This window comes from Candidatus Thorarchaeota archaeon, from assembly GCA_013388835.1.
GTDB lineage: Archaea > Asgardarchaeota > Thorarchaeia > Thorarchaeales > Thorarchaeaceae > JACAEL01.
The window spans coordinates 1-22,686 of record JACAEL010000024.1 but is presented as its reverse complement, the minus strand read 5'-3'; the positions used below and the strand labels follow the sequence as shown (position 1 = coordinate 22,686).

Sequence of the window (22,686 nt, the reverse complement as noted above, 5' to 3'; positions counted from 1 at the left end):
GAGCTCCGGCGGAGAATAGCAACATGCCACTGTTAGACATTCGAGCTTTGAGGATGTATTACCAGACTCAGAAGGGTCTCGTCAAGGCCGTAGACAACGTGTCACTCACCTTGGAACCTGGAGAGTCAATCGGTCTTGCTGGGGAGTCCGGCTGTGGGAAGTCAAGCCTGGCCTACTCCGTGATGCAGCTCCTTCCCCCTGCTGCGAACGTGGTGGGAGGCAACATCTACTTCAAGGGCGAGGACCTCCTCAGAAAGACCGCACGCGAGATGCGTGACATCAGATGGAAGAACGTCGCAATAATCTTTCAGGGTGCGATGAACGCGCTCAACCCAGTCTTCGAGATTGGAGAGCAGATTGCCGAGGCCATACTCATGCACGAGAATGTGACTGAGGAGGAGGCTCTCGATCGCTGCGCGAAGCTGTTTGAGATGGTGGGTCTCGACCCCGGGCGGATTCATAACTACCCCCATGAGTTCTCCGGGGGAATGCGTCAGCGTGCCATGATAGCTATGGCTCTTGCATGCAACCCGGACCTCGTCATCGCAGATGAGCCCACCACAGCACTTGATGTCACCATCCAGGCGCAGATACTCAAGCTCATGCAGAAGCTCCAGAAAGACCTGGGGCTCTCACTGATACTTATCACGCACGACCTCAGTGTCATCGCAGAGACCTGTGATAAGACAGCAGTGATGTATGCTGGTCGCATTGCAGAGCTTGCTGACGTCGTATCGCTCTTCAAGGAGCCAGTTCATCCCTACGCCACAGGACTGGTCGGAGCTATACCCAGCATGGTGAAGGCTGAACGTAAGACACTGTCATCAATTCCAGGCTCACCACCTGACCTCATCCAACCACCTACCGGCTGCCGATTCCACCCCAGATGCCCATACGCCCAAGAGATATGCTCAAGAGAGGAGCCCTCTTTTGACGAGATTGAGCCGGGACGGTTTGTGTCATGTCATTTCGCTGAGAAACTCAGGGGCGAACTGAAAGTTGACTTGGAGTGATGCAGAATGGTAGTAGAGAGTAGTCAAGTCTTTGCCTCGGAAGGCATTCCTCAAGGCGGAACACTCATCAGTGTACGTAACCTACGCAAGTGGTTCCCGGTGAACACGGGTTTCCTCTCCTCGCTGCTCTACAAGCAGGAACTCTTCGTCAGGGCTGTAGACGGAGTCTCATTCGATATCAAGAAGGGGGAGGTACTCGTGCTGGCCGGAGAGAGCGGTTGCGGAAAGACGACCACCGGACGTTGCGTCCTCCACCTAGAGACACCAACGGATGGCGAGGTCATATACGCAGGCCAGAAGTTGAGTGAGCTCGACAGGAACGAGATGAAGGAACTCCGCAAGAGGATGCAGATCACCTTCCAGGACCCATACGAGTCACTCAATCCCAAACAGAGCATATACGGGATAGTATCGGAACCACTCATTGTTCACAAGATACCCCTGACTCCAAGTCAGAGAAGAGAGAGGGTCCTTGAAACACTCGAGGCGGTTGCACTCACACCAGCTTCGGACTATATCGATAGGTATCCACACGAGCTGTCCGGTGGACAGAGGCAGAGGATATCAATTGCAAGAGCTCTGATACTGCATCCAGAGTTCATGGTGGCAGACGAGCCGGTTTCAATGTTGGACGTCTCAATTCGTGCAGAGATACTCAATCTCCTCCTGAAGCTGAAGGACGACCTCCATCTGACCTACCTGTTCATCACCCACGACTTGGCTGTCGCAACATACATAGCCGATAGGATAGGAATCATGTACCTCGGCAAAGTGGTAGAGATTGGTCCCGCGCATGAGGTGGCATTCAGCCCCATGCATCCGTACACACGGGCTCTCATTTCCGCAGTGCCTTCTGGAGACCCCACCGTCAAGAGGCGTGTTGAGTCACTGAAGGGAGAGCCACCCAGCCCAATCAACGTCCCACCGGGCTGCAGGTTCCATCCAAGATGCCCGTACGCTCAGGAGATCTGTCAGCGGGAGACTCCGGATGACCGAGACATGGGGAATGGCCACCTCGTCGCATGTCACTTCGCTGGTGAGATAGGCGAGACCAGACCTTAGTTGTAGTGTAATGTACTCCGGGGGTCAGCAAGACCCCCGGGCATTGTTCCTCTCTCTTGACTTCTTTGGGTTGTGTCAAAGCGTGTCCGAGCGTGCCAAGTTCCTGAGGGCCATCAAGAAGTGCCTCTCGGACGCCTATGGGTTCTTTCTTGATGCCATGGACACTCTTGACGAGATTGGCAGGGGGTCTGTGGGAGTTGGAATGACGCCACTGCTGGGTGGCTACGCAATCAAAGACCCAAGGGAGTACTATCGAGAAGCACTGATTCATCTTGACTCTGCAGACAAAGCACTGGAACCATTGAGAAAGAGGCTCAGGGACGGAAGAGTCGATGCCTCTCACTTCCGGTCGGAAGAGGCCATCACCCATCTCAATGACATTGTCAGTTTCGACTACCACCTGCTCATCTCTATGCTGGCACAGAGAAGAGGCAGAGAGTCTGTGTGGTACAGACTGGACGAACTAAGCAAGAAGACCAAGCTCGTGTTTGATCTTGTCTCAGACGAGTAAGCGCTCCAGCAAAGGTAATAACCTGAGGCTTCAGAACCATGCGTGGGCAGAATGGGAGTGTCTGCTTCATGACCCCACAATCCTCCGATGACACAGATGCCCTGCTCAGGAGGGCTATCGCTTTTGTTCACAGACTGGAGAGGCAGGTCACATCGATCAACTCCCATCTGAGACCTACAGAGGACAGACTGAGAGCCGAGCGCTTCAGAGCATCTGGCGAACTCACCATCAGCTCTGGGCCCGCGTTTGTACTTGCCGCCACTGCAATACAGCCTAACGATCCTCTGGGCAGCGTCCTCTCCAGGGTGACCGGAGAAACACGAGTCATGCCCAACATAGTAAGTGTCACAGACTCTCGCGAGTCGAAGGACACATGCCAGCGTCTGGTAAAGGCAATCAGAGCTCAGGCACAGGACGCCAGAGACAAGCGGATTGCGGTCTATAACCTGCGCTGGGCGTACTTGGTACCGTTTCACGAGAAGAAGGAAACGGTGATTGTTGGCAAGACCTTCCTGAAGGCAGACCGGAGCTATCTTGATACACTCGAGAGCAAGCTTCGTACACTGGGAGTCCAAGTCATCTACGACCGAGGCACTTACGGTGGTGGTCCCCTGACCTACGAGCTCTGTGAGGAGTTTCGAGACAATCCCAATGCCACTGTCGTTGAGTTGACACTGAGTCATACTCTTGCCTCCAGCAGGGAAACGGTGCTTGGAATCCTCACGGCGCTATCCTCACTGTAGGTGGACAGAATGACCGAGCCTGCACCTTCTGACGAGATGCCGCTTCCCTTTCCACATGGTATAGAGGTGGAGCTGCAGGTAGTCAGACGCGACGGGACTTGGCTCCGAGGACAAGAGGTGCTTGAAGCATTCGACAGAATCATCGCCAATGCCAAGACCCATCTCGATAGAAGAATTCGCACTTCAGGGCCCCGGTCAGTGAGAGAGAAGTACCGTCATTCATCCCAAACTGAGGAGGGCGAGAGAGGCTCAAGGGTCGTAGCGAGCTACAGAGACCCTGAGGGAGTGTACAGGGAGTATACGCTTGTCGGTCACGACCCGAATGTGACGTCACTCACATGGATCTTGGAGATTGCGACACCTCCATGCACAACCATTGAAGAACTGGCTTGGTGGACTCAGACGCTCGTGGCAATATCATATGAGTCAATCCCGACAGACTCGCCGATCATACTGATATCCACAGGTCTTAATCCCACACAAGACTACCTCAAGAACCTGTCATTCGGAGAGCACCATCACATACTGGGACCGCAAGTCGACGACCGGACCAGACTGGCGGTCTATAACATGATTCGGAACTTCATTCCACATCTTGTGGCGCTCACGGTCAACTCACCATTTGAGAACAAGACGCCAACTGATGTTGTTTCGGTCGACAGCAAGGGGAATACACGGGCTCCAAAGTGCAAGAGGTCAATAAGGCTGATGAAAAACACCACTCAGCTTGGCCCGACCAGCGAATTCGACCTCATACCGTATATGCAGACGCTCGACAAGGATGCATTCGCGAAGCACGTCAACAGAAGTCCCGCAAGAATGGTGGACATGTACCCGTTTACCCGATTCGGCACGATTGAGATCAGAGTATTCGACACGCAGCTCTCGGTTCCTCGAAGAGTCGGAATAGCGCTGCTGCTGCAGTCATTGGCGCTGAGGGCCAAGAGGATGGTTGAGAGGGGAGAGGCGATTCCGGATGTCGGGGCCAGGTGTCTTGCAGCAAACCGTGAGTCGGCAGTGTCTGCGGGACTCTGGGGTGCCTTCCGGGCCAGTGATGCATCGGATGCGTCTGGTTTCATTACTACATACAACTCACAAATCGATGACAATGGAGAAGTCACAAGGGACCGAAGGAACAGGTATCTTGGGGATGCAATTGTCTCGATGCTCCACCTCATCAGGGACGAGATTGAGGAACTCAGGCTCATCGACAATCCGTTTATGCAGCCCATTCTTGTTTCGGTCTTCGGCAGTGACTACCATGAGGCGAAGACTACCGGGGCGGACTTTCAGCTGGATGTCTATGCGAAGTCCGACATGAACATGGTAGTCTTGTTGAGGAAACTCACAGACATCACTCGCGAGTGCTGTACCAACTGGCTCTACGACCCACTCGAGGGCTCACCACACCTTCCGACTTGGCTGTGTTGGTGGAGCGGCGTCCAGCCAGAGATAGTAGTCGGCCCAGAGAGAGTCTTTGCAGGTCAAGAGGCAGAATTCAGTATTACGCTCAGGAATGCCACACCCAAGAGCATCACGAATCTCAGCATCACGTATACGGTCGAAGACTCGGCAAGGAACGTGGTCACCCGGAATGTTATTCCAATTGTCGCCATCCAGTCCGGAGAGGTCCATGTGTCATCAGTGAGGTTTAGGACAAGACCAGATACCACAGCCTACAACATAATCGCAAGCGTACTCATTGCTGGTAGGGAGATTGGGCTCACAGGGACTCTACACACCTACTGGACAAGGATATCGGCAAGAGCGGGTTCGACAACTCAGCTTGCCGATGGTCGGTCACCAGTCCTCTTCACTGCAGAGATTGAAACCAACCTGCCCAAGAGGACAGAGTGCGCATGTCGCGTGGAAGTACTGGCACTTGCACGCGAACAGGTTCTGACCAGTGTTGAACGCACGTTGTTCATCGAAGCAGGCACACCACTCGGACTCGATCATACCAGCTTTCCAAAGATGATACTTCCGCCACATCTCTTCGAGGGGATAGAGAGATGCGCCCTCAGAGTGTCTCTCTTGGGACGAGAGGGACAAATGCTTGCAGCAGGCACGTCGAAACCGTTCTATGTTGCATTCACTCCTCAGGCAGCCTCACTAGCAATGAGAGTTGTCACGGCAGAGAAGCATAACCCCGGAGATGTAGTCCGCGGCGAGATAGAACTGAGGACAAGGGGCAAACCGCTCAGCCGGAACTCAAGACTCTCCGTTGTCTTTCGTGCAGACTCGGGAAGGACAGAACGAATCCTCTCTGAGCCCGCGTCGATTCTGCTGGCGGGTCCTGCCAAGTTTGAGTGGCAAGTGCCCCTGATAGTGTCCGACAACCCTCTTGATCGGATGGGGACAATAGTCGCCACACTCGCGGATGGTGAACACCACGTTGTGACCACCGAGTCCCAGAGGTTACAGGTGCTTACTCCTGAGATTCGCCTGAGCATAGAGAGACTAAGCGCTCCGGAAGCGTCGAGCATTGGAGGGAGAATCGCAGGTTGGCTGATGATTCGTAGAAGCCACGAGGGAGGCGAGCCATCGCAGTTGACACTCACACTTAGGTTCCCGAATGGGGAAGAAGTGGTGTTTCTGAGACAGGATGTGAAACAGAGCAGAAATCTGTCCCTTGCATACGGACCTCTGGTCATCCCGTCGCCTTCTGATGGCTCAAAGCCCAGCTCCGTGGAACTTGTGGCGACTCTCTCATACCAAGGATTGACTCTCGACTCGAAATCCGCGAGGATACAGCTGATACAGAGGGAAGAAGAGCAGCTGGCACACTTGGAAATCGTGGGTCTTAGAGGCTACATTGTGCCGGATGAAACGCTGAATGCAGCTCTCAACGTCACGAACAACTCCTCTGTTCCAGTCACCGGAAGACTCCTCGTAGCACTGGAGGCCGTGACCGGCAGGGATGTGCTTGTCGACCATGAGCTGTCGATTGGCCCAGAAGAGACTCGCACGGTGCCGGTGCCAGTCTCTGTTCCACTGAGTTCGGAAATGAGTACGGCCCAGATCTCAGCACTGTTCGAGTCGGGTTCGAGAGTCGTGGAGAAGAAATACCGACTGAAAATCAAGGCCATAGAGGCGCAGCTCTTCGAGGTCTCCTTTTCCCTGAAGACTGAATCAGGAACCGAGATCCCAGGGCTCGTCCCCAGAGCCACCCCTGTAAGGCTCATCACGCATCTGCGGATGTATAAGGGTCACATTCAGGACTTGAGCCTTCTTCTCAGGATAATGTCCAAGCGAGAGGTTGTGAAAGAGTACGAGGTACTAGTAGAACCCAGTGCAGAACTCACTCGCGACTTCACGGTCCTGTGGACCACGCCTGCTGTCGATGTCGTCACGTCCTTCTACCTCGACGTGGTCATCTTGCATAGAAGCCGACCAATACCGCGCAGATCTATCAGTGTTATGGTCAAGCAGTTCACAGTCTACTAGACTCATAGGTCGCTGCAACATCAAAGCACTGTAAAGGTGATTTTAATAGCCAGCAACAGGATTAAGGACCTTTTGTGTGTCAATCGGGAAGTGATAGCAAGACGTACACACATTCGGCAATTGCTGAACGCACTGGCAAAGACTTAAATGCGGGGAGAACGCCGCCAATCAGCTAAGTCGTTGTTCGACTATGAAATGATATACAATCATAGAATAGTGCCGTGAGTTCAGGAGATAGGCATAGAATCAGTCGCGAAGATATGCGATGGAGGTGTACAGACATGTTGGACCAGATACTGATGCACCCGGTGGTATCGGGGCTGATACTCATGGGGCTGATAGGAGGCCTCAGCTATAGACTTCACTTCGTTGACATATCAGGGCTCATCGCTGCTTTTGTGGTCGGATTCACGGTGTGGTACACAGGCGGGCCCCCAGCATTCACAGTCCTCCTGTTCTACTTCATAGCCGCCGGCGTAGCCACGAAGTTCAAATACAAGACGAAGGCCAAACTGGACGTGGCTCAGGAAGGGAAGGGCAAGCGGTCTTGGAGGAATGTCTTTGGAAGCGGGACTATTCCCATGACGTTTTCCATTGCGGTCTATCTCTCAAAGAACCTTGCAACAATGGGACTCGTGGACCCTTCGCTTCAGTTCTGGATGTTCGGGGGTTTCATCGGTTCTGTCGCAACAACCTCGGCCGACACACTTGCAAGTGAGCTTGGCGTCTTTAGCAAGAGGAAGCCGCGTCTGATAACCAATCTCCGTCGTCGAGTGCCCACCGGCACAATCGGGGGAGTGTCTCTTCTTGGTGAGATGGTCGCCATAGCTGCAGGATTCGCCATCGGCGTGATTCTGCTCATGTTCGCCTTCTTCGCCCCCGGGTCGCTGCCCATAGTCTCCAGTGAGCAGGTGATGTATATCCTCCCACTCTCGGTCCTCACCGCATTCATTGGCTGCAACACGGACAGTTTCATCGGTGCAGCTCTACAGAACAAGTACGTATGCGAGATCTGTGGCACTATCTCCGACAAGGAGTTCCACTGTGGATACGAAACCAAGTACCTAGGTGGTATCAAGCGCCTCAAGAACATCCACGTCAATTTCACTAGCTCCGGTATGGGAGCTACCACAGGCATTGTCTTGAGTGCAGGCCTCTTTGTCTGGATACTAAGCGGTCTGTTCTTCTGGGTCCTCGCATCATCTAGCAACTAGCCAAGTCAGAAGCACTCATCGTGCATAGTTCGGTTCATATAGGGTTTGCAGCTTCGCTCTCTTCAAGAGCGATAGATTACCATAGGACCGGTGATGCAGACGGAACACGACGCAAGCAGAGTCATGCACAATACTCTCAATTGGACACTGACAGGCATCTTTGCGGCGGTGCATGCTGTACTGACCTATCTACCCTACAGCATCACCCTCGGCGCAACTGGCATGATATCAATGGGGGTCATTAGCGGCCCGCTGATAGGCTGCCTTCTCGGACCCTTCTTTGGTTCGGTCGCGGTGATGATTGGTTCAGTAGTCGGAGTTGTGATTCAGCCCAGTGACATTATCATCCGAATCCTCACCCCACTGGCATCAACAACAGGAGCTTGCTGCGCGGGTATGATCAGGACCGGGCAGATCAAGCCTGTACCAATCTTCTATGGACTTGCAATGGCGCTGTTTGTTGTAGTAACTGGAGGACCCAGAGCACTTCCGTTCCTCTGGTTCCATGGGATAGCACTCACCCTGATCTCTTTCGCAGCCCTTCTTCAGACAAGGGCTGACGTGGAGGTAAGCAGAGATGACAGAATTACTCCTATTCTGATGCTGTGGGTGATGGCTTTCACCGCGGTCATGCTGGACCAGCTTGTTGGTTCTGTCACATTTGCAGCTCTGGCACAGCTGATGGGCATATTTGATACAGAAGCGATAGCGACAATCTTCCTGGCGGTCCTGCTGATATACCCGTTGGAAAGAGGTATAGCGTCAGTCATGGTTGCTCTACTGGCAGGAGCTCTGATTCAGGCGGTGAGACACGCAGGAGTCATCCTTCCGACAGAAGAGAGAGCAGAGCGAGTGGACACCTATCCAGCACACGATGTGCAGTACAGCACGTAGGTCATTCCAGCCTGTGCGACTCTATCGCATGAGTGGTTTCAACTTGCCGCCTCAGAGCTGAGAATGGTATATGCGGTGGCTCCGTGTGCCATGCTAGTACGAATCGGAAAGCGCGGCAGCCCCTCCGCAGACTCCGAACCTGACTTCAACACGGTCCGGGGTACCGAAAGTTCATATGTACTCGCAGTGTAGGATATGTGGAACGGGGGAACTGGACTGGTTCATTCCGTCACACAAAACCGAAAGGACAGGAGAATTGAAGATGCAGATAATCAATTCCACACTGCTTCTCACGCTAGTACTCTTCGCGCTTATTGGTCTCATGCTCTTTGTAGCCAGTGGCCTGAAGGTACTTCAAGAATGGGAGCGAGTCGCCATACTGCGCATCGGCAAATTCAAACGCATCAAGGGACCCGGTATCATCTGGATATGGCCAATCTTCGAGAAGGTCGCCATGCGGGTTTCCATGAGGATTCAGACCTATGCATTCAAGACAGAGAGGTCTCTGACGAAGGACAACGTTCCCGTGGTAGTCGACGCAGTCATGTACTTCAGGGTCATAGATGTCGAGAGAGCAATTCTGAGTGTTGAGAGGTACACGGTCGCAGTAGAACTCGCTGCACAGACGACACTACGTGAGACAACTGGCAAAGTCACGCTGGATGAGCTACTCTCTGAGCGTGACAAGATAGCCACACACCTTCAGGAGCTGATTGACGAGAAGACCGAACAGTGGGGCATCAAGGTCACAGCAGTTGAGATCAGGGATGTCGTCATTCCAACCCAGCTTCAGGACGCTATGAGCAGAGAGGCACAGGCTGAGAGAGAAAGGAGGGCAAGGATAACCCTGGCCCAGGCTGAGCTGGAAGCATCCGAGGCCATGCTCAAGGCAGCCAAGAGCTACGAGGAGTCTCAGGTGGGCTTCGTGTTGCGTACCTGGAACATAATGCAAGAGATCAGCAAAAATGCAAACCTGATAATCATGGTTCCGACGAACCTACCAGAAGTCGGGACCAGTGTCGGAGCCGCTGTTGCGATGACTGCTGGCACCGGTGGAGTGAAGTTGCCCAAGAACAAGGGAACTGATGCTGAGGACTAGGAGGCAGGCAAATGGACGCGTGGATCAAGATTGTTGTGGTCTTGATGATGCTTTCCTTGATGGGATGGGTTGTAGGGATGTTCATCTACAACCCGTTTGCCGCACTCATTCTCATGGGGATCATCCTGACATTCATCGTACTGACTGTGGACCCGGCAACTGGCAAGGCAATGTCTCAGGTCATCATCCCACTGATACTCATACTGTTCGTGTTTCAGGTCTTCTGGACAGGGTACTCAATTGAAGGCCAGTGGTGGATGCTCATTGCGATAGGCGTCGTGATGTACCTGCTGTTCACCATGTTCACAAATGGCGCGGGAATGGCTGATGGCGGAGCGCTCGTGGATGTGAAGTCCTCGTGTGTCCTATTCCCCATATATGCAGTCATGATTGTTGTCGCAATGATTGGAGACCCCACTGGCAGAACGGCAATCTTCATCATGACTGGAGCCATATTCCTCATGATGGGGATCTCATTCTTCCTGTTGCGTGGATACAAGGAGTGGCCAGAGTATCAGTACGGCCGCACGAGAGGTCTTGTTGCGCTGACAGATATCAATCCGAGGGGAAAGGTCAAGTCGGGAGCAGAGATCTGGTGGGCGAAGACATCAGGTCCACCAATCAAGGCAGGTGAAACTGTACGAATGGTCAGAGTCAGTGGACTCACCATGATAGTTGCACATGACGACTCCGCCGCGGAGTCGAACAGCGCATAGAACCAAGAGACAGAGGTGGGCTAGATGCCCACCACCATTCTTCCTCTCGCGGAGGTCACTGTGTCTAGCTCTTCACAATCGCACGCAGGACACATCTCGTTCCACGTCAGTTGTGAGCTCTTGCACCAGTCGAGGCCTGCGTGAGTGTCCCATGCTGCTCTTCACGAGCATTCACAGCGGCTGTATACGCAATCCGCACGCTTCTGTGACGCGCCCACAGTCGCTCCACTCATTCGCACGCGCTACTTGTTAGCCTGACTCTCTTCCCAGTAGCGGCCAAGGAAAACGAGAGTAAGGACCAACTCAGAACCGTTGACGCGTTGCGCGATGTACTCCATGCTTTGACTCACCGTATCGCCGAATTCCCAGGCCTTCTTGGCAAGGTCAACAAGGTCGCTGAATCGGTGTTCTGGGATGCCGAGAGCGTCAGTCAGCTTCTTCACATCATGCTGCACGATGGTTAGAGTCCCCAAGTTGTAAGTGGGCATCAGTTCCATTCTCCTATGCGACCATGGCCGCATATCATTTAGACAACCACCACAGGGCGTTCCTTTTAACCCAATCGTGGATGTTTCCGAAAGAGTTGTATCGCACCATACTCTCCTGCAATGCCATGCCCCACAGTTTGCCTGCCACTCGACTGCTCATGTGGTGACGTAGAATACCATGCCGAAAGAATACGATGTTGTGGTGATTGGTGGAGGCAGTACAGGTACTGCCGTAGTACGAGACTGTGCCATGCGCGGTCTCAAGTCCTTGCTCATAGAGAGAGACGACATTGCTTCGGCAACCGTGGGGACGTGTGCCGGCATGATATCCTCAGGTCTGAAGTACATGGAGGAGCCACACATCGTCGACATGTGCTCCGAGGAGGTGGTGCACTTCAACCGAATCGCCCGACATCTGATAATGAAGAACCCCATTCTGACTCCGATGCTCGAGATGGGGGACCTGTCTTCGGGAGGCAGCTTTGCTGAGGAGTACTCCAAGCGCGCGGCATCCAGAGAGGTGCCGCCCGTGCTCTTCCTCACACCTGAGGACTCGTTGAAGATCGAGCCCAAGATCAACCCGAACCTGATTGCCAGCATGTACTTCGAGGAGTTCTTCATCGACCCATTCAGACTGTGCATTCTACAAGCTATGGACGCTCGGTCTCATGGGGCAGACATCAAGACGTACTGCGAAGTCATAGAGGTCACAACTAGAGATGGTGCTGTGGAAGAGGTTGTGTTCTTCAATCGTCTGACGCGCCAGAAGGAGCGTGTGACCACCAAGACTGTCGTGAATGCCACTGGGCCTTGGGCCGACAAGGTTGCAAGAATGGCTGGTGCAGACCTGGAGATCCGTCTCAACAAGGGAGCTCATGTCGTCTTGGACCGTCGGGTGGTCAACGTCGGGATTATTGCGAAGGCCGTCGATGGGCGCATGATCTATCTCTTCCCACATGAGAACACGGTCCTGCTTGGGACCACTGCTCTTGATACATGGGAGGACCCAGACACGCTTGTCACGGAACAGGACGAGATCGAGTATCTTCTGAAGAGCATCGAGTGGGTCATTCCATCCATACGCGAGGCGCGGATAGTCAGGACGATGGAAGGTGTACGGCCTCTCGTTGCAGACTGGAAGAAGCCGGAGGGGAAAGTGACGAGAGGCTATGAGCTAATAGACCATGAGCGCGATGGGGTCGGGGGACTTGTGAGCTTCACGGGCGGCAAGCTAGTGATGTGTCGCCACATGGCTGAAGCTGCAACGAATCTGGTCTGTGCAAAGCTTGGCAGAGAGTCTCAATGCAGGACACACATTGAACCATTACCAGGCAACGAGAGCGACGTCGATGTGGTGTCACTTGCCCGGGAGTACGGGGTGTCTCAACACGCGGTAGAACGACTTCGTGCGCGTAGGGGAACGAATGCAACCAAGGTCCTTGAGATGACACGAGAGCATCCGGAGTGGAAGACCACCATCTGCACCTGTGAACCGGTGATTGAAGCAGAGATTCGATATGCGATTCGAGAGGAGTTCCCTCGCACAATCAATGACCTCCGGAGAAGAGTTCGACTCGGGACTGGTCCATGCCAGGGCACATTCTGCACCTTCAAGGCTGCAGCCGTGTTCGCTGAGGAGCTGGACCTAGACGGCCAGGAGATGAGAGCCGAGATAGTCGACTTTCTGGCCGAGCGTTGGAAGGGGAAGCGACCACCTCTTCGTGGAGAGCAGGTGGCACAGGAAGAGGTCGTACAGGGGGTCTATGCCTGTGTGGCCAACCTTGACCAGGAATACACCAACTACGAGCTCAAGCCATGGGAGGAGAGAGACTGAATATGGTTGAGACTGACGTGTTGGTCATCGGTGGTGGGATGGCAGGTCTGGTCGCAGGAGCCAGTGCGGCACAAAGAGGGTGTCGTGTGCTCCTGATAAGAAAAGGAGAGGGCGCCACGTCCATGTCATCAGGTGCCATTGATGTCCTCGGGTATATGCCAGGAGGACACCCTCAGTTCGGCTCCGCATCAGAAGGACTGGCGGCCTTCCCAGAGGCATTCCCTCTTCATCCGTACTGCGTTGCAGGTGCGAACTGGTCAGGGTGTGAGGAGTCTGCTGATGGGATTAAGGAAGTAGTCAAGGAGTCCATCGATTGGTTCAAGTCACACATCAACGGACCGGGTCTTCAGTTCATAGGTAGCATGGATGCCAACCTTCTACCATTGACAGTGCTTGGGACCCGCAAACCCACATGCCTTGTGCAGGACACAATGTACTCGAAGAGCATTGAGACCGAGAGCGACCACACCGTCCTCTTTGCCGGAGTACGAGGTCACCCCGAGTTCAATCCAGTTGCAGCGGCGAGGTCGTACATCTCGACCGGACCAGAAACCAGAGAGCGCCCCAAGAAGACAGCCAGCTGCACGGTAGGCTTCTCACCTCGCGGTGGTCCGTGTAACATCTCCTCAATAGAACTAGCGAGACACTTGGATCTGGAAGGGACTGTGCTGTCACTAGTGGACGCCCTCAGACCGCACGTTGAGCAGGTTGGTGCCACACACGTCGCACTTCCACCAGTCCTCGGCATCAGAAATGCAAGGAGAAACCGTGAGACCCTTGAGCGGGAAATGGGCGTTACTGTCTTCGAGCTGCTCTCGTTTCCGCCCTCAGTGCCCGGGCTCAGACTACAACTGGCTCTTGAGGCATTATTCGGGTCCGCAGGAGGAAACATACTATCCGGATTCGAGGCGGTACGTGCCAAGAAGGAGGACAAGACAGTGGTGACCGTCACATGCACCGGACCGAGGAGAGTAGTGGAGGTCTCAGCGAAGTCAGTGGTCCTTGCTACTGGCAAGTATATCGGGGGCGGGATCAGGGTTGACGAGAGAGGCGCTGTCGAAACGGCCTTTGGTATCACACCAGTCACCAAGGGCTTCTACTCTGCTGCTGCCAGCAGGGCCTTCGACCACACCACTCGAGTCGCACTACCATACTGGGGGCAGCCTGTGTTCAGTATTGGGCTTGTCGTTGACAGCCACTTCAGACCAGTGAACCCTGATGGCACAGTTGTAGCACACAACCTCTTCGCGGCTGGCGCACTGCTGTCGGGATACAACTATTCGTCGGAGAAGAGCGGCTTGGGTGTCGCAATGGTAACTGGACGACGCGCCGGTCTCAACTCATCACAGCTCGGAGGTGTTGATTAAGATGGGCGAGGAAGAGGCTTACAAGTACGTACTGGGCACCCTCTCCAGAGAACGTATCATCCCCTATTCTCTGCACGAGTCAGAAGTGGTGCGCTCTGTAGAGGCCTGCATGAACTGTGGAATATGCTTGGGCCACTGTCCCGTCGTGGCTGCTGTCGGCGTAGACCGCTTCAGTGGCCCAAGAAGCATCGCTGTTGAGCTTAGCCGGTCCCCTCCGGAGTTCTGGTCCACTGGCGACAAGGTGTACCTGTGTACCGGATGCGGCACCTGTCGAGAGGTCTGCCCAAAGAAGGTTGACATTCCCGAGGTCGTCAACATTGTCCGGGCGCGTCTGTTTGCTACCAGACCGGACTTGGTACCCCGAGCACTTCATGGCCTCAGGGAAACGATTGAGCAACACGCCCTGGCTTTCACACCTTGGGATGACCCGGAGGAGAAGGCCGAGAGCCGCGATATGCACCTTGAACACCATTCACTTCCGTATATTCCAGACAGGACCTCCAGCGGCGCAAAGGTGCTCTACTATCCCGGATGTCAAGCTGAAGAGAGGTCTCAGGAAGTCCGAGAGGCAGCCAAGCTCATTCTGCATCACTTCGGCGTCGACTATTCGGTCATGGATGAGATGTCGTGTTGCGGACTGCCCTCACGTCTGATGGGCGACAGGATGAACGCAGAACGTCTTGCAGAAACGGTTCGACAGAAAGCACTCGCAGTCAAAGCCGAGATGATAGTCACGACGTGTGCTGGATGCACATCGAATCTGACAGACATGTCTACTCAGAGGCACTGGGGTCTGCCCGTATATCACATCATAGAGTTTCTGGTGGAACAGATAGGTCTTGGAAGAGTCATCAGTGAACTGAGTCGAAGAGCAGCGGGTTCGGACACATTGAGACTGGCTGTGCATGACCCCTGCCATCTGATCAGACATGTATCGCGGAGAGTGTCGGAGTACGCTCTGGACATCCTCGATGGTATTCCCGGCGTCGAGGTGGTACGTACTGGTGTCTCTGACTCCTGTTGTGGTGGGGGTGGACTCGTTGCTCATCACTCTCGCGACGTGGCGGATGCGGTCACGGTTGAGAACGCAGTTGGAATCATGAAATGTGGAGCAGACCGGGTCGTCGCACCCTGTCCGTTGTGCACATCTCAGATTGAGGACAGCCTGTTCAAGGCCGGAAGCTCAGTTCAAGTGGATGACCTGACTGTGTTCATCGCAACGCGACTCCCTCTGAGGAGATGAGAACAGAGTTGGACTCGAAACTCAAGCAGAGTCTTGTACACGAGCTCACGCAGATTGTAGGAGCTGAGCATTGCATTGTCAATGAGACGGACCGCATTCTGAACGCCCACGATGCATGGCCACTGAGCGAGGCAAAGATACGGGCTGGAGAGAGACTGCCTCTTGCTGACATCGTGGTCTTTCCTCAGAGTGTGTCTGAAGTGTCACAGGTGCTAGCCGCCGCAAGCCGACTCAAGGTCCCTGTGGTACCTGTGGGCGGTGGTGCAGGGACGTGCGGGGGTACACTGCCCATCTATGGCGGGATTCAGTTGGACCTGAAACGCATGAACAAGATATACGAGATAGACCATCAGTCAATGACGGTCCGGGTGCAGGCCGGCGTCATCGGCATCGACTTGGAGGAGGAGGTCGCTCGGCATGGCTATACAACAGGGCACACTCCGACGTCGCTGCGCGCGTCAAACATAGGTGGCTTCATTGCAACGAGGTCCGGTGGTTCGATGTCCTCACTATACGGCAAGATAGAGGACCTCACCCTTGGTCTGCAAGTAGTCCTTGCAGACGGGTCCGTCATCGAGTGCAAAGCGGTACCCCGGCATTCTGTGGGCCCCGACCTCAAGCAGTTGTTCATCGGGTCCGAGGGCACACTCTGCGTCATCACAGAGGCGGTACTGAAGCTGTTTCCGATTCCGCAGGTGCGGCGATTTCGTAGCATGTGTTTCAAGGACGTCTCCAGCGGACTTGACGCCATTCGAGAGGTGTTTCGAAGGGGTGTGGTGCCTTCCGTGGTCCGCCTCTACGACCCAGAAGACACCGCCATGAGCATGAGCAGCCACTTTGACATCACCGAGGGAGACTGTATGCTGCTGCTTGCCTTTGACGGGTCCCAAGAACGCGTGGAACTGGATGAGAGAGTCTCGGTGGAGGTCTGTATTGATCGTGGTGCAAAGGACTATGGTGAAGGGCCAGCAAAGCGGTGGTGGGAGCACCGGTACGACATGTACTACCCCACGAAGTTCACTACTAGTGGCTATTCACTCGGAGACACAATTGACATCGTGGCCACCTATGACAAGCTGGAATCGGTGTATCGCGCGATGAAGACCTCAATGGAGGCGCAAGGTGCTGTTGTCATGTCACACTTCTCCCACATGTATCCGAACGGCGGAAGCATATACATGATCTTCTTCGTGTCCGAGGCTGATGCAGAGTCCGCATGGGCCAAGTACAAGCAGGTCTGGGATGAGGGTGTTGCAGCCTGCCTCCGTGAGGGAGGGACCATGAGCCATCAACACGGAATTGGCCTTACTCGGTCGACCTATACAGAGGCGGAGCTTGGCTCAGCATTCGAAGTGCTCAAGAAGATAAAGGATGTACTCGACCCGAACGGTATTCTCAACCCCGGCAAGATGGGTCTGGGGGGACGAATGTGACGGAAGAGCAGCTCGACTCATTGTTGCGGATGTGTGCAGCATGCCCAAAGATGTGCAGACACGTCTGTCCCACGTTCTTTGCATGGCGTTCCGACTCTCCCACTCCTCACGGTCGGGCACTACTGCTGCACCAAGAGGCAATGGGCGTCCGGGACCTGGACGAACGAGCCATCGATGTGCTCTATCAGTGTCTTGAGTGCAGTCATTGTCTCACATGGTGTCTGCCGGGAGTGGACATCGCACAGGCGGTGGAGAAGGCACGAGTCAGGCTGGTCGAGGCAGGGACCTATCCCCCCGCCCTTGACGGCCTTCGAGATGCCGTCCACCAGCATCACAACCCATTTGGAGAGCCCCACGAGCATCGCACCGAGTGGCAGACCGATCGTGGCATCGAGGGGGCTAGGATTGCCTACTTTGTCGGATGTACAGCGTCGTATCGAGAGAGGAACATAGCTCGCAGCACTTCAAGGCTGCTCTCGGAGTTTCTCGGTCTTGACATTGTTGTCACGGGGGATGAGTGGTGCTGCGGGTCACCTCTCCTCAGAACGGGTTTTGCCGAAGAAGCCAAAGCGTTGGCAGAACACAACACGGAGGTCTTCAACTCTCTAGAGGTCTACTCGATTGTGACCAGTTGTCCCGGGTGTTTCAGAGCTCTCACAAAGGACTACGCCTCTCTAGGTGTTATGATTGACACGCCTGTCGTGCATCTGAGCCAGCTTCTGTACAGCCATCTCGACACTCTACCGAGAGGCTCTGTCGACTCAGACATAACATACCATGACCCATGTCATCTCGGTCGACACTCAGGCATATACGATGAGCCCAGGGTCGTGATTGAACGAGTCTCCGGAAGACCCGTCGTGGAGATGGAACGGAATCGAGAGAACGCATCATGCTGTGGTAACGGCGCAGGGCTTCGCCTCCTATACCCCACTGCTGCAAGAGCGATAGGCGCCGAGCGAGTGCTCCATGCGCAGAGGACTGGTGCACGGTATCTTGTGACGGCCTGTCCCTTCTGCAAGAACCTGCTTGATTCAGAGTCTGAAGACAAGCTTGCGGTTTTCGACCTCTCCGAGTTTCTCCTCCATGCGCTTCGTGAGCATCGGTCAGCACCACGATGAACCGTGATAGCCTCTAAGCTAAGACTGATTAGATAACCAGAAGCAATGCAGACCCAGCATGGACGAAGAGACTCTGCTCAGGCTGAAGATACGACTCCTCACCGAAGGTGCCAGACTGCCTGATACGGAGAGTGGTGTGCGAAAGGGCGGGGCTGGACCGGTCGGCAGTCGCTATTTCATTCTACCAAATGGGCGAGCCTGTGGCGTTGCAGTCAGAGACGCGAGGTCAGCCAGAGTATATGGATCCGCAGTCCTCGAGCCCACCGACGATGAACGGATCTGGCTGTACGACGGCCGATTTGAGCTGAGGACAGTGCCACGTCCGCAATTCTATGACTTGCGTACTGCTGATGGAGTGCCCTTCTACAAGATAGCCCTTCTTCACGGGAGCAGCACTCTGGCCACGACTGCATACCAGATGTGCAGGTATTGGAAGACTGGTGAACAGTGCAGGTTCTGCACCATCCCGACATCCCTTCAGTCCGGTGACACAATTCTTGAGAAGACCCCTGAGCAGATCGCGAATGTCGTGAGGGCAGCTCTGGCTGAAGGAGTTGTCTCCGACCTTCTCATCACGACAGGTACGCCAGAGTCCGAGGACATGGGCATCAACCGGATCGTCGCGATAGTGAAGCGCATAAGGGATTTTTCTGATGTCCCGATTGGTGTTCAGTTCGAGCCTCCCACTGACTTGGAGCACATAGAGAGAGTGGCTGCAGCAGGAGTGAACGCCGTCGGTATGCATCTGGAGTGTGCAGACGAGAAGCTCAGGATGTCGATGTGCCCGGGAAAGCAGATCCACGGACCGACTGACCTATACAGACGATGCTGGACTAAGGCTGTAGGCCACTTTGGACGTGGCAACGTCAGTACCTTCCTGCTTCACGGTCTCGGTGAGAACACAGATTCAACCCTCAAGATGGCAGAGGACGTCTGTCAGTTGGGGGTCCTACCTGTTGTGACTCCATTCCGTCCCGCATCGGGCAGCCGCCTCTCTGGTCTTGTTCCAAGCTATGTGGGACGCGGTGAGGAGAATATCGACTTCTATAAGAGAGTAGGCGCCCTGCTCTATCGAAGTGGTCTTAACCCCGCTGATACAAGTGCAGGGTGTCACAAGTGCGGAGGATGTACTCCAATCCAAGAAGCATATGACTGGGCACGACACAACGCGTAGACTTGGTGAGAATGAGATACATCTCTCTCCGAGTCTCGAGTCCTGATGACACGGAGCAGAATGACAATGACCCGTAGGGACAATGAACACATCCGGATAGTTGAGTTCGGCGAAGAACACGCTGAAGAGATCTCAGAGCTCTTCAGGACGGTGTGGCCATTACTGTCAGAGTACCCTGAATCATGGCGCAAGAAGCGATGCTACACCGCCCAGCAGATTGTGGAGGACATGAGAAATGGATACCACTACTTCGGCGCGCGGCTCCGCGGCAGGATTGTTGGTGTCTACAAGGCCATTCGTACAGAGAAGGGACTCTATGGGGAACAACAGACGGTCGTCCCAGAGTGTCGTGATTCAGGTCTTGCATCGGCAATGTACGTTCAGTTCGCAGAGTATGGTCGACAGCTTGGCTGTGTGCGCAACTACTGCAACATTCTAGTTGGACATGAGATTGGAGAGAGACTGATGAAGAAGTTCGGTTTCCGCCCGTGGGGTGAGCCTTACTATCAAGATGAGGGAATGCTTGTGCAGATGTACGAACGACTGCTGTGAGTTCACTGAGCAGGAACAGAAAGGCTATTAGAAGCAAGAGGGGGCAACGGCCCTTGACTCTCGGAGGTCACCTGATGGAGAAGTACCCCGTTCTGGTGGATGGCACTGAAGTCGACACAGGGCGATATATGTCATTTCCAGACATGGACCGTGTGGTTGTTGACCCGGGCCTCGCAATCGCTTTGCAGATGAGAGAAGCAAAGGGAAGCCAACGTATAGTCTTCTCCAAGTTGCCAAGCCTAATCCCAAGCTCAACACCTGAGATGCGCTATCTCCGCGACTATCGCAGGGCTCATGGTGTACCCAAGTACTCAAACGACGAACTCGATGACGTCGTGTACGCACAAGTGTGTCTAGCCAGAGAGACGGACATACGCACTGCAATTGCTGCCGGGGTCCGAGACCACCATGCACTCTACAACCCATTCAGAAGGAGTGGTATGGGGACTACTCTAGATGAACGCATCGATGCGCTGTTTCAGGCAGGCCTAGAAGTGAAGAAGCAGTTCGAGGTTGTAAGGGACGTCTCCGTGAAAGAGGGCGTGCCAATAAAGACCTTCGAGTGGACATGGTCGATGTTCACAGAGTATCTGGAACGTGAGACCTTCGAGCTCTGGGGCCGTGAACTGGACCTGATTGAGACACCAGGAAGAGACGGAGGCAAGAACTACCGCTTCAGGGAGCCCTATGGTGTCGCATGTCTATTCACCCCCTACAACTCCCCTCTTGCACTGGGAATACTGAGTATAACCTCGTCTATCCTTGCAGGGAATGCAACAATACTCAAACCACCGAGTAAAGTGCCTCTCAGTACCATGATGCTCGGAAGGATCTTCATGAGAAGGTTTCTCGAACTCGGTCTGCCACCTGCAATCATGCAGGTCGTCACTGGAGGCGGGAAGAGTATGATGGACCGGTTCATCACAGACCCTGCCGTGGGCGCCCTTGTCTGGTACGGTGATAGCGAGACGGGTGTCGAGCTGTGGGCTGACGCGACCAGGCATAGAATTCAGATGGCGCCAGAGCTGGCTGGAAGTGATGCCTCACTGGTCTGGGGGCGAGACGTTGACCTTGAGTTTGCCGCAAAGATGATTGTCAAGGGGAGGTTCTTAGGAAGCGGTCAGGCCTGCATGGCTGTCAAGCGTCTTCTCGTACAGGACACCTTGCATGACGACTTGGTGAACCTAGTGGTGGAAGAGGCCGAGCGTCTGTGCATTGGGCGTCCCTCTGATCCTAAAGTCAGCCTCCCACCGGTGGGACTCACCGCACTGTATCTCCTACTTGATCAGATGGAGGATGCACTGGCAAAGGGTGCCAAGGTGAGAACCGGGGGCTTTCGATGTGACTATACAGGGAAGGAGGACCCCGCAGGTTTCTTCTACAAACCCACGGTGCTGGTAGATGCATCCACTGACATGCGGGTGATGCAGGAGGAGGTATTTGCACCTGCTCTCCCTGTCATGAAGGTGTCCAGTGTCGAACAGGCACTGAATATAGCGAATTCCTCCAGATTCGGCCTCAGGTCCTCAATCTACACTGATGACGTGAACGTCAGATTGAAGTGGGCAAAGGGAATCGAGGCGGCAGGAGTAAACATCAGTCAGGACCATCTCTACTTCGACCCCCACATGCCACACCTCGGTGGCTACAAGAACTCCGGAATCATCGGGGCGAAGTACTTCCCTGTAATGCTGACTCGCATGAAGTATGTTCATGTTGGGCCGGGTTGTGAATTCATGTGAATACAACATTCGATGCAAGAAGCGATGGGAGACCCCTCGAGTCAGAACGCACAATCAGACTACGAGCAGCTCAGATTCTTGGTCGCTACAACAAGTCCCACGATGAACTGCACTCACTGCTACATGGACTAAGGAATGCCACTGATGTCGACAGCGTGGTCTATTCTGGAGTCAAGGCGATTGTGTTGGGCGTGTTGAAACGGCTCAACACGATTGACTTCCTAATCTCCAAGTCCTCGAGCCGCGGCACCACAGAGTCGCTCACGGCTTGGGAGAAGGGAACATTGAGGGCGTTTGTCTATGAATACACAATACAGAGCACCCCTCTGAGCCGCCTACGAACGCTATATCCATTCATGTCAAAGCGCGCATATGCAGCTGCCAGACGCGCTACGCAGAGAGACCTGACAGCCCTTGCTAATCGCCTCCCGGAAGTACAGAGACTCAGTGTGCTGTATTCTCATCCCACTTTCATGGTGGAGACACTCCTGAAGAACATGACCGAGTCTGAGGCCATCATGCTGATGGAGGCGAACAATTCTTCACGGGACTACTTCATCCGTGTCAATCGCTTGAAGGCCGAGGAGGAGGCGGTAGTCGCAGAGCTTGGGTCGCACAACCTTCGCTTCATGAGAGACCCGGAAGTTCAAGGTGTCTTTCGTGTGTCTTCGGGCATAAGTGACCTAGTGACTTCAGACCACTTTCGCAACGGCGAGATTCTCGTTCAAGACAAGGCGAGTGTGCTTGCCGCAAAGGCTTTGCAGGCAAAAGAGGGCGATACCGTGTGGGATGCGTGTGCCGCTCCCGGAATGAAGACCCAGCTGCTCTGGGAGGAGATGAACGGCTCGGGACGCCTCATCGCTACAGATAGGAGCATGGACCGATTAGTAGATGCTGCATCAAGGGGCAAGCGTCTAGGCATGGATGACGTGCAATGGGTCTGTGCGGATGCCTCCAAGTGCCCGGTGCGCAACGCGGACCTAATTCTCATTGACGCTCCATGCTCCTCCACGGGGGTGTTCAGGAGCCATCC

General features: G+C 54.4%; 19 protein-coding genes. 18 read left to right on the top strand and 1 reads right to left on the bottom strand.

The genetic code is table 11. From position 1 onward, the window contains the following. The first annotated feature begins 23 nt into the window (after window positions 1-23). The 9 genes from HXY34_04990 to HXY34_04950 all read left to right on the top strand — a co-directional run bounded on the left by HXY34_04990 (window position 24) and on the right by HXY34_04950 (window position 10,699). Window positions 24-1,013: an ABC transporter ATP-binding protein gene (locus HXY34_04990; protein NWF95474.1), complete on the top strand. Its 990-nt coding sequence runs from the start codon at window positions 24-26 to the stop codon at window positions 1,011-1,013. 6 nt (window positions 1,014-1,019) lie between these two features. Beyond that, on the top strand, window positions 1,020-2,075 hold the full coding sequence (locus tag HXY34_04985) for an ATP-binding cassette domain-containing protein (GenBank protein ID NWF95473.1): 1,056 nt from the start codon (window positions 1,020-1,022) through the stop codon (window positions 2,073-2,075). An 82-nt stretch (window positions 2,076-2,157) separates the two neighbouring features. Further along, on the top strand, window positions 2,158-2,586 hold the full coding sequence (locus tag HXY34_04980; protein ID NWF95472.1) for a hypothetical protein: 429 nt from the start codon (window positions 2,158-2,160) through the stop codon (window positions 2,584-2,586). A 68-nt stretch (window positions 2,587-2,654) separates the two neighbouring features. Further along, entirely contained in the window at window positions 2,655-3,329 is a 675-nt protein-coding gene (locus HXY34_04975) for a hypothetical protein (GenBank protein ID NWF95471.1), read from the top strand. Window positions 3,330-3,338: 9 nt separating this feature from the next. Continuing rightward, on the top strand, window positions 3,339-6,776 hold the full coding sequence (locus HXY34_04970; GenBank protein ID NWF95470.1) for a hypothetical protein: 3,438 nt from the start codon (window positions 3,339-3,341) through the stop codon (window positions 6,774-6,776). A 281-nt stretch (window positions 6,777-7,057) separates the two neighbouring features. Next, complete coding sequence (locus HXY34_04965) at window positions 7,058-7,990, top strand: DUF92 domain-containing protein (GenBank protein ID NWF95469.1); 933 nt, start codon at window positions 7,058-7,060, stop codon at window positions 7,988-7,990. A gap of 93 nt (window positions 7,991-8,083) precedes the next feature. Next, window positions 8,084-8,884 (top strand): hypothetical protein, encoded by an 801-nt coding sequence (locus HXY34_04960; GenBank protein NWF95468.1) that lies wholly within the window; start codon window positions 8,084-8,086, stop codon window positions 8,882-8,884. 262 nt (window positions 8,885-9,146) lie between these two features. After that, on the top strand, window positions 9,147-9,983 hold the full coding sequence (locus tag HXY34_04955; protein NWF95467.1) for an SPFH domain-containing protein: 837 nt from the start codon (window positions 9,147-9,149) through the stop codon (window positions 9,981-9,983). An 11-nt stretch (window positions 9,984-9,994) separates the two neighbouring features. Further along, window positions 9,995-10,699, top strand: a complete 705-nt coding sequence (locus HXY34_04950; GenBank protein NWF95466.1) for a hypothetical protein — start codon at window positions 9,995-9,997, stop codon at window positions 10,697-10,699. Between the two features lie 242 nt (window positions 10,700-10,941). On the opposite strand, the gene HXY34_04945 is transcribed toward HXY34_04950, so the two are convergent. Beyond that, complete coding sequence (locus HXY34_04945) at window positions 10,942-11,187, bottom strand: hypothetical protein (GenBank protein NWF95465.1); 246 nt, start codon at window positions 11,185-11,187, stop codon at window positions 10,942-10,944. Window positions 11,188-11,365: 178 nt separating this feature from the next. Here HXY34_04945 and HXY34_04940 point away from each other — a divergent pair, with 178 nt between their 5' ends. From HXY34_04940 to HXY34_04900, 9 genes are all read left to right on the top strand, one after another. Beyond that, the gene (locus HXY34_04940) at window positions 11,366-13,021 is read left to right on the top strand and encodes an FAD-dependent oxidoreductase (protein ID NWF95464.1); all 1,656 of its coding nucleotides are present in this window, start codon (window positions 11,366-11,368) and stop codon (window positions 13,019-13,021) included. Between the two features lie 2 nt (window positions 13,022-13,023). Next, on the top strand, window positions 13,024-14,388 hold the full coding sequence (glpB, locus tag HXY34_04935) for an anaerobic glycerol-3-phosphate dehydrogenase subunit B (protein NWF95463.1): 1,365 nt from the start codon (window positions 13,024-13,026) through the stop codon (window positions 14,386-14,388). A 1-nt stretch (window position 14,389) separates the two neighbouring features. Beyond that, a complete protein-coding gene (locus tag HXY34_04930) occupies window positions 14,390-15,631 on the top strand; it encodes a (Fe-S)-binding protein (protein ID NWF95462.1) in 1,242 nt (413 codons plus the stop codon). 8 nt (window positions 15,632-15,639) lie between these two features. Then, on the top strand, window positions 15,640-17,064 hold the full coding sequence (locus tag HXY34_04925) for an FAD-binding oxidoreductase (protein ID NWF95461.1): 1,425 nt from the start codon (window positions 15,640-15,642) through the stop codon (window positions 17,062-17,064). Further along, the gene (locus HXY34_04920; protein NWF95460.1) at window positions 17,061-18,185 is read left to right on the top strand and encodes a (Fe-S)-binding protein; all 1,125 of its coding nucleotides are present in this window, start codon (window positions 17,061-17,063) and stop codon (window positions 18,183-18,185) included. The genes HXY34_04925 and HXY34_04920 overlap by 4 nt, the downstream gene beginning before the upstream one ends. A gap of 58 nt (window positions 18,186-18,243) precedes the next feature. Further along, on the top strand, window positions 18,244-19,359 hold the full coding sequence (locus HXY34_04915) for a radical SAM protein (GenBank protein NWF95459.1): 1,116 nt from the start codon (window positions 18,244-18,246) through the stop codon (window positions 19,357-19,359). Window positions 19,360-19,425: 66 nt separating this feature from the next. Next, complete coding sequence (locus HXY34_04910; protein ID NWF95458.1) at window positions 19,426-19,911, top strand: GNAT family N-acetyltransferase; 486 nt, start codon at window positions 19,426-19,428, stop codon at window positions 19,909-19,911. Window positions 19,912-19,985: 74 nt separating this feature from the next. After that, window positions 19,986-21,653, top strand: coding sequence for an aldehyde dehydrogenase family protein (locus HXY34_04905; protein NWF95457.1), 1,668 nt, complete (start codon window positions 19,986-19,988; stop codon window positions 21,651-21,653). After that, window positions 21,650-22,686, top strand: a 1,037-nt coding sequence (locus HXY34_04900) for an RsmB/NOP family class I SAM-dependent RNA methyltransferase (GenBank protein ID NWF95456.1), incomplete at its 3' end; no start/stop codon positions are given. The genes HXY34_04905 and HXY34_04900, both read left to right, overlap by 4 nt.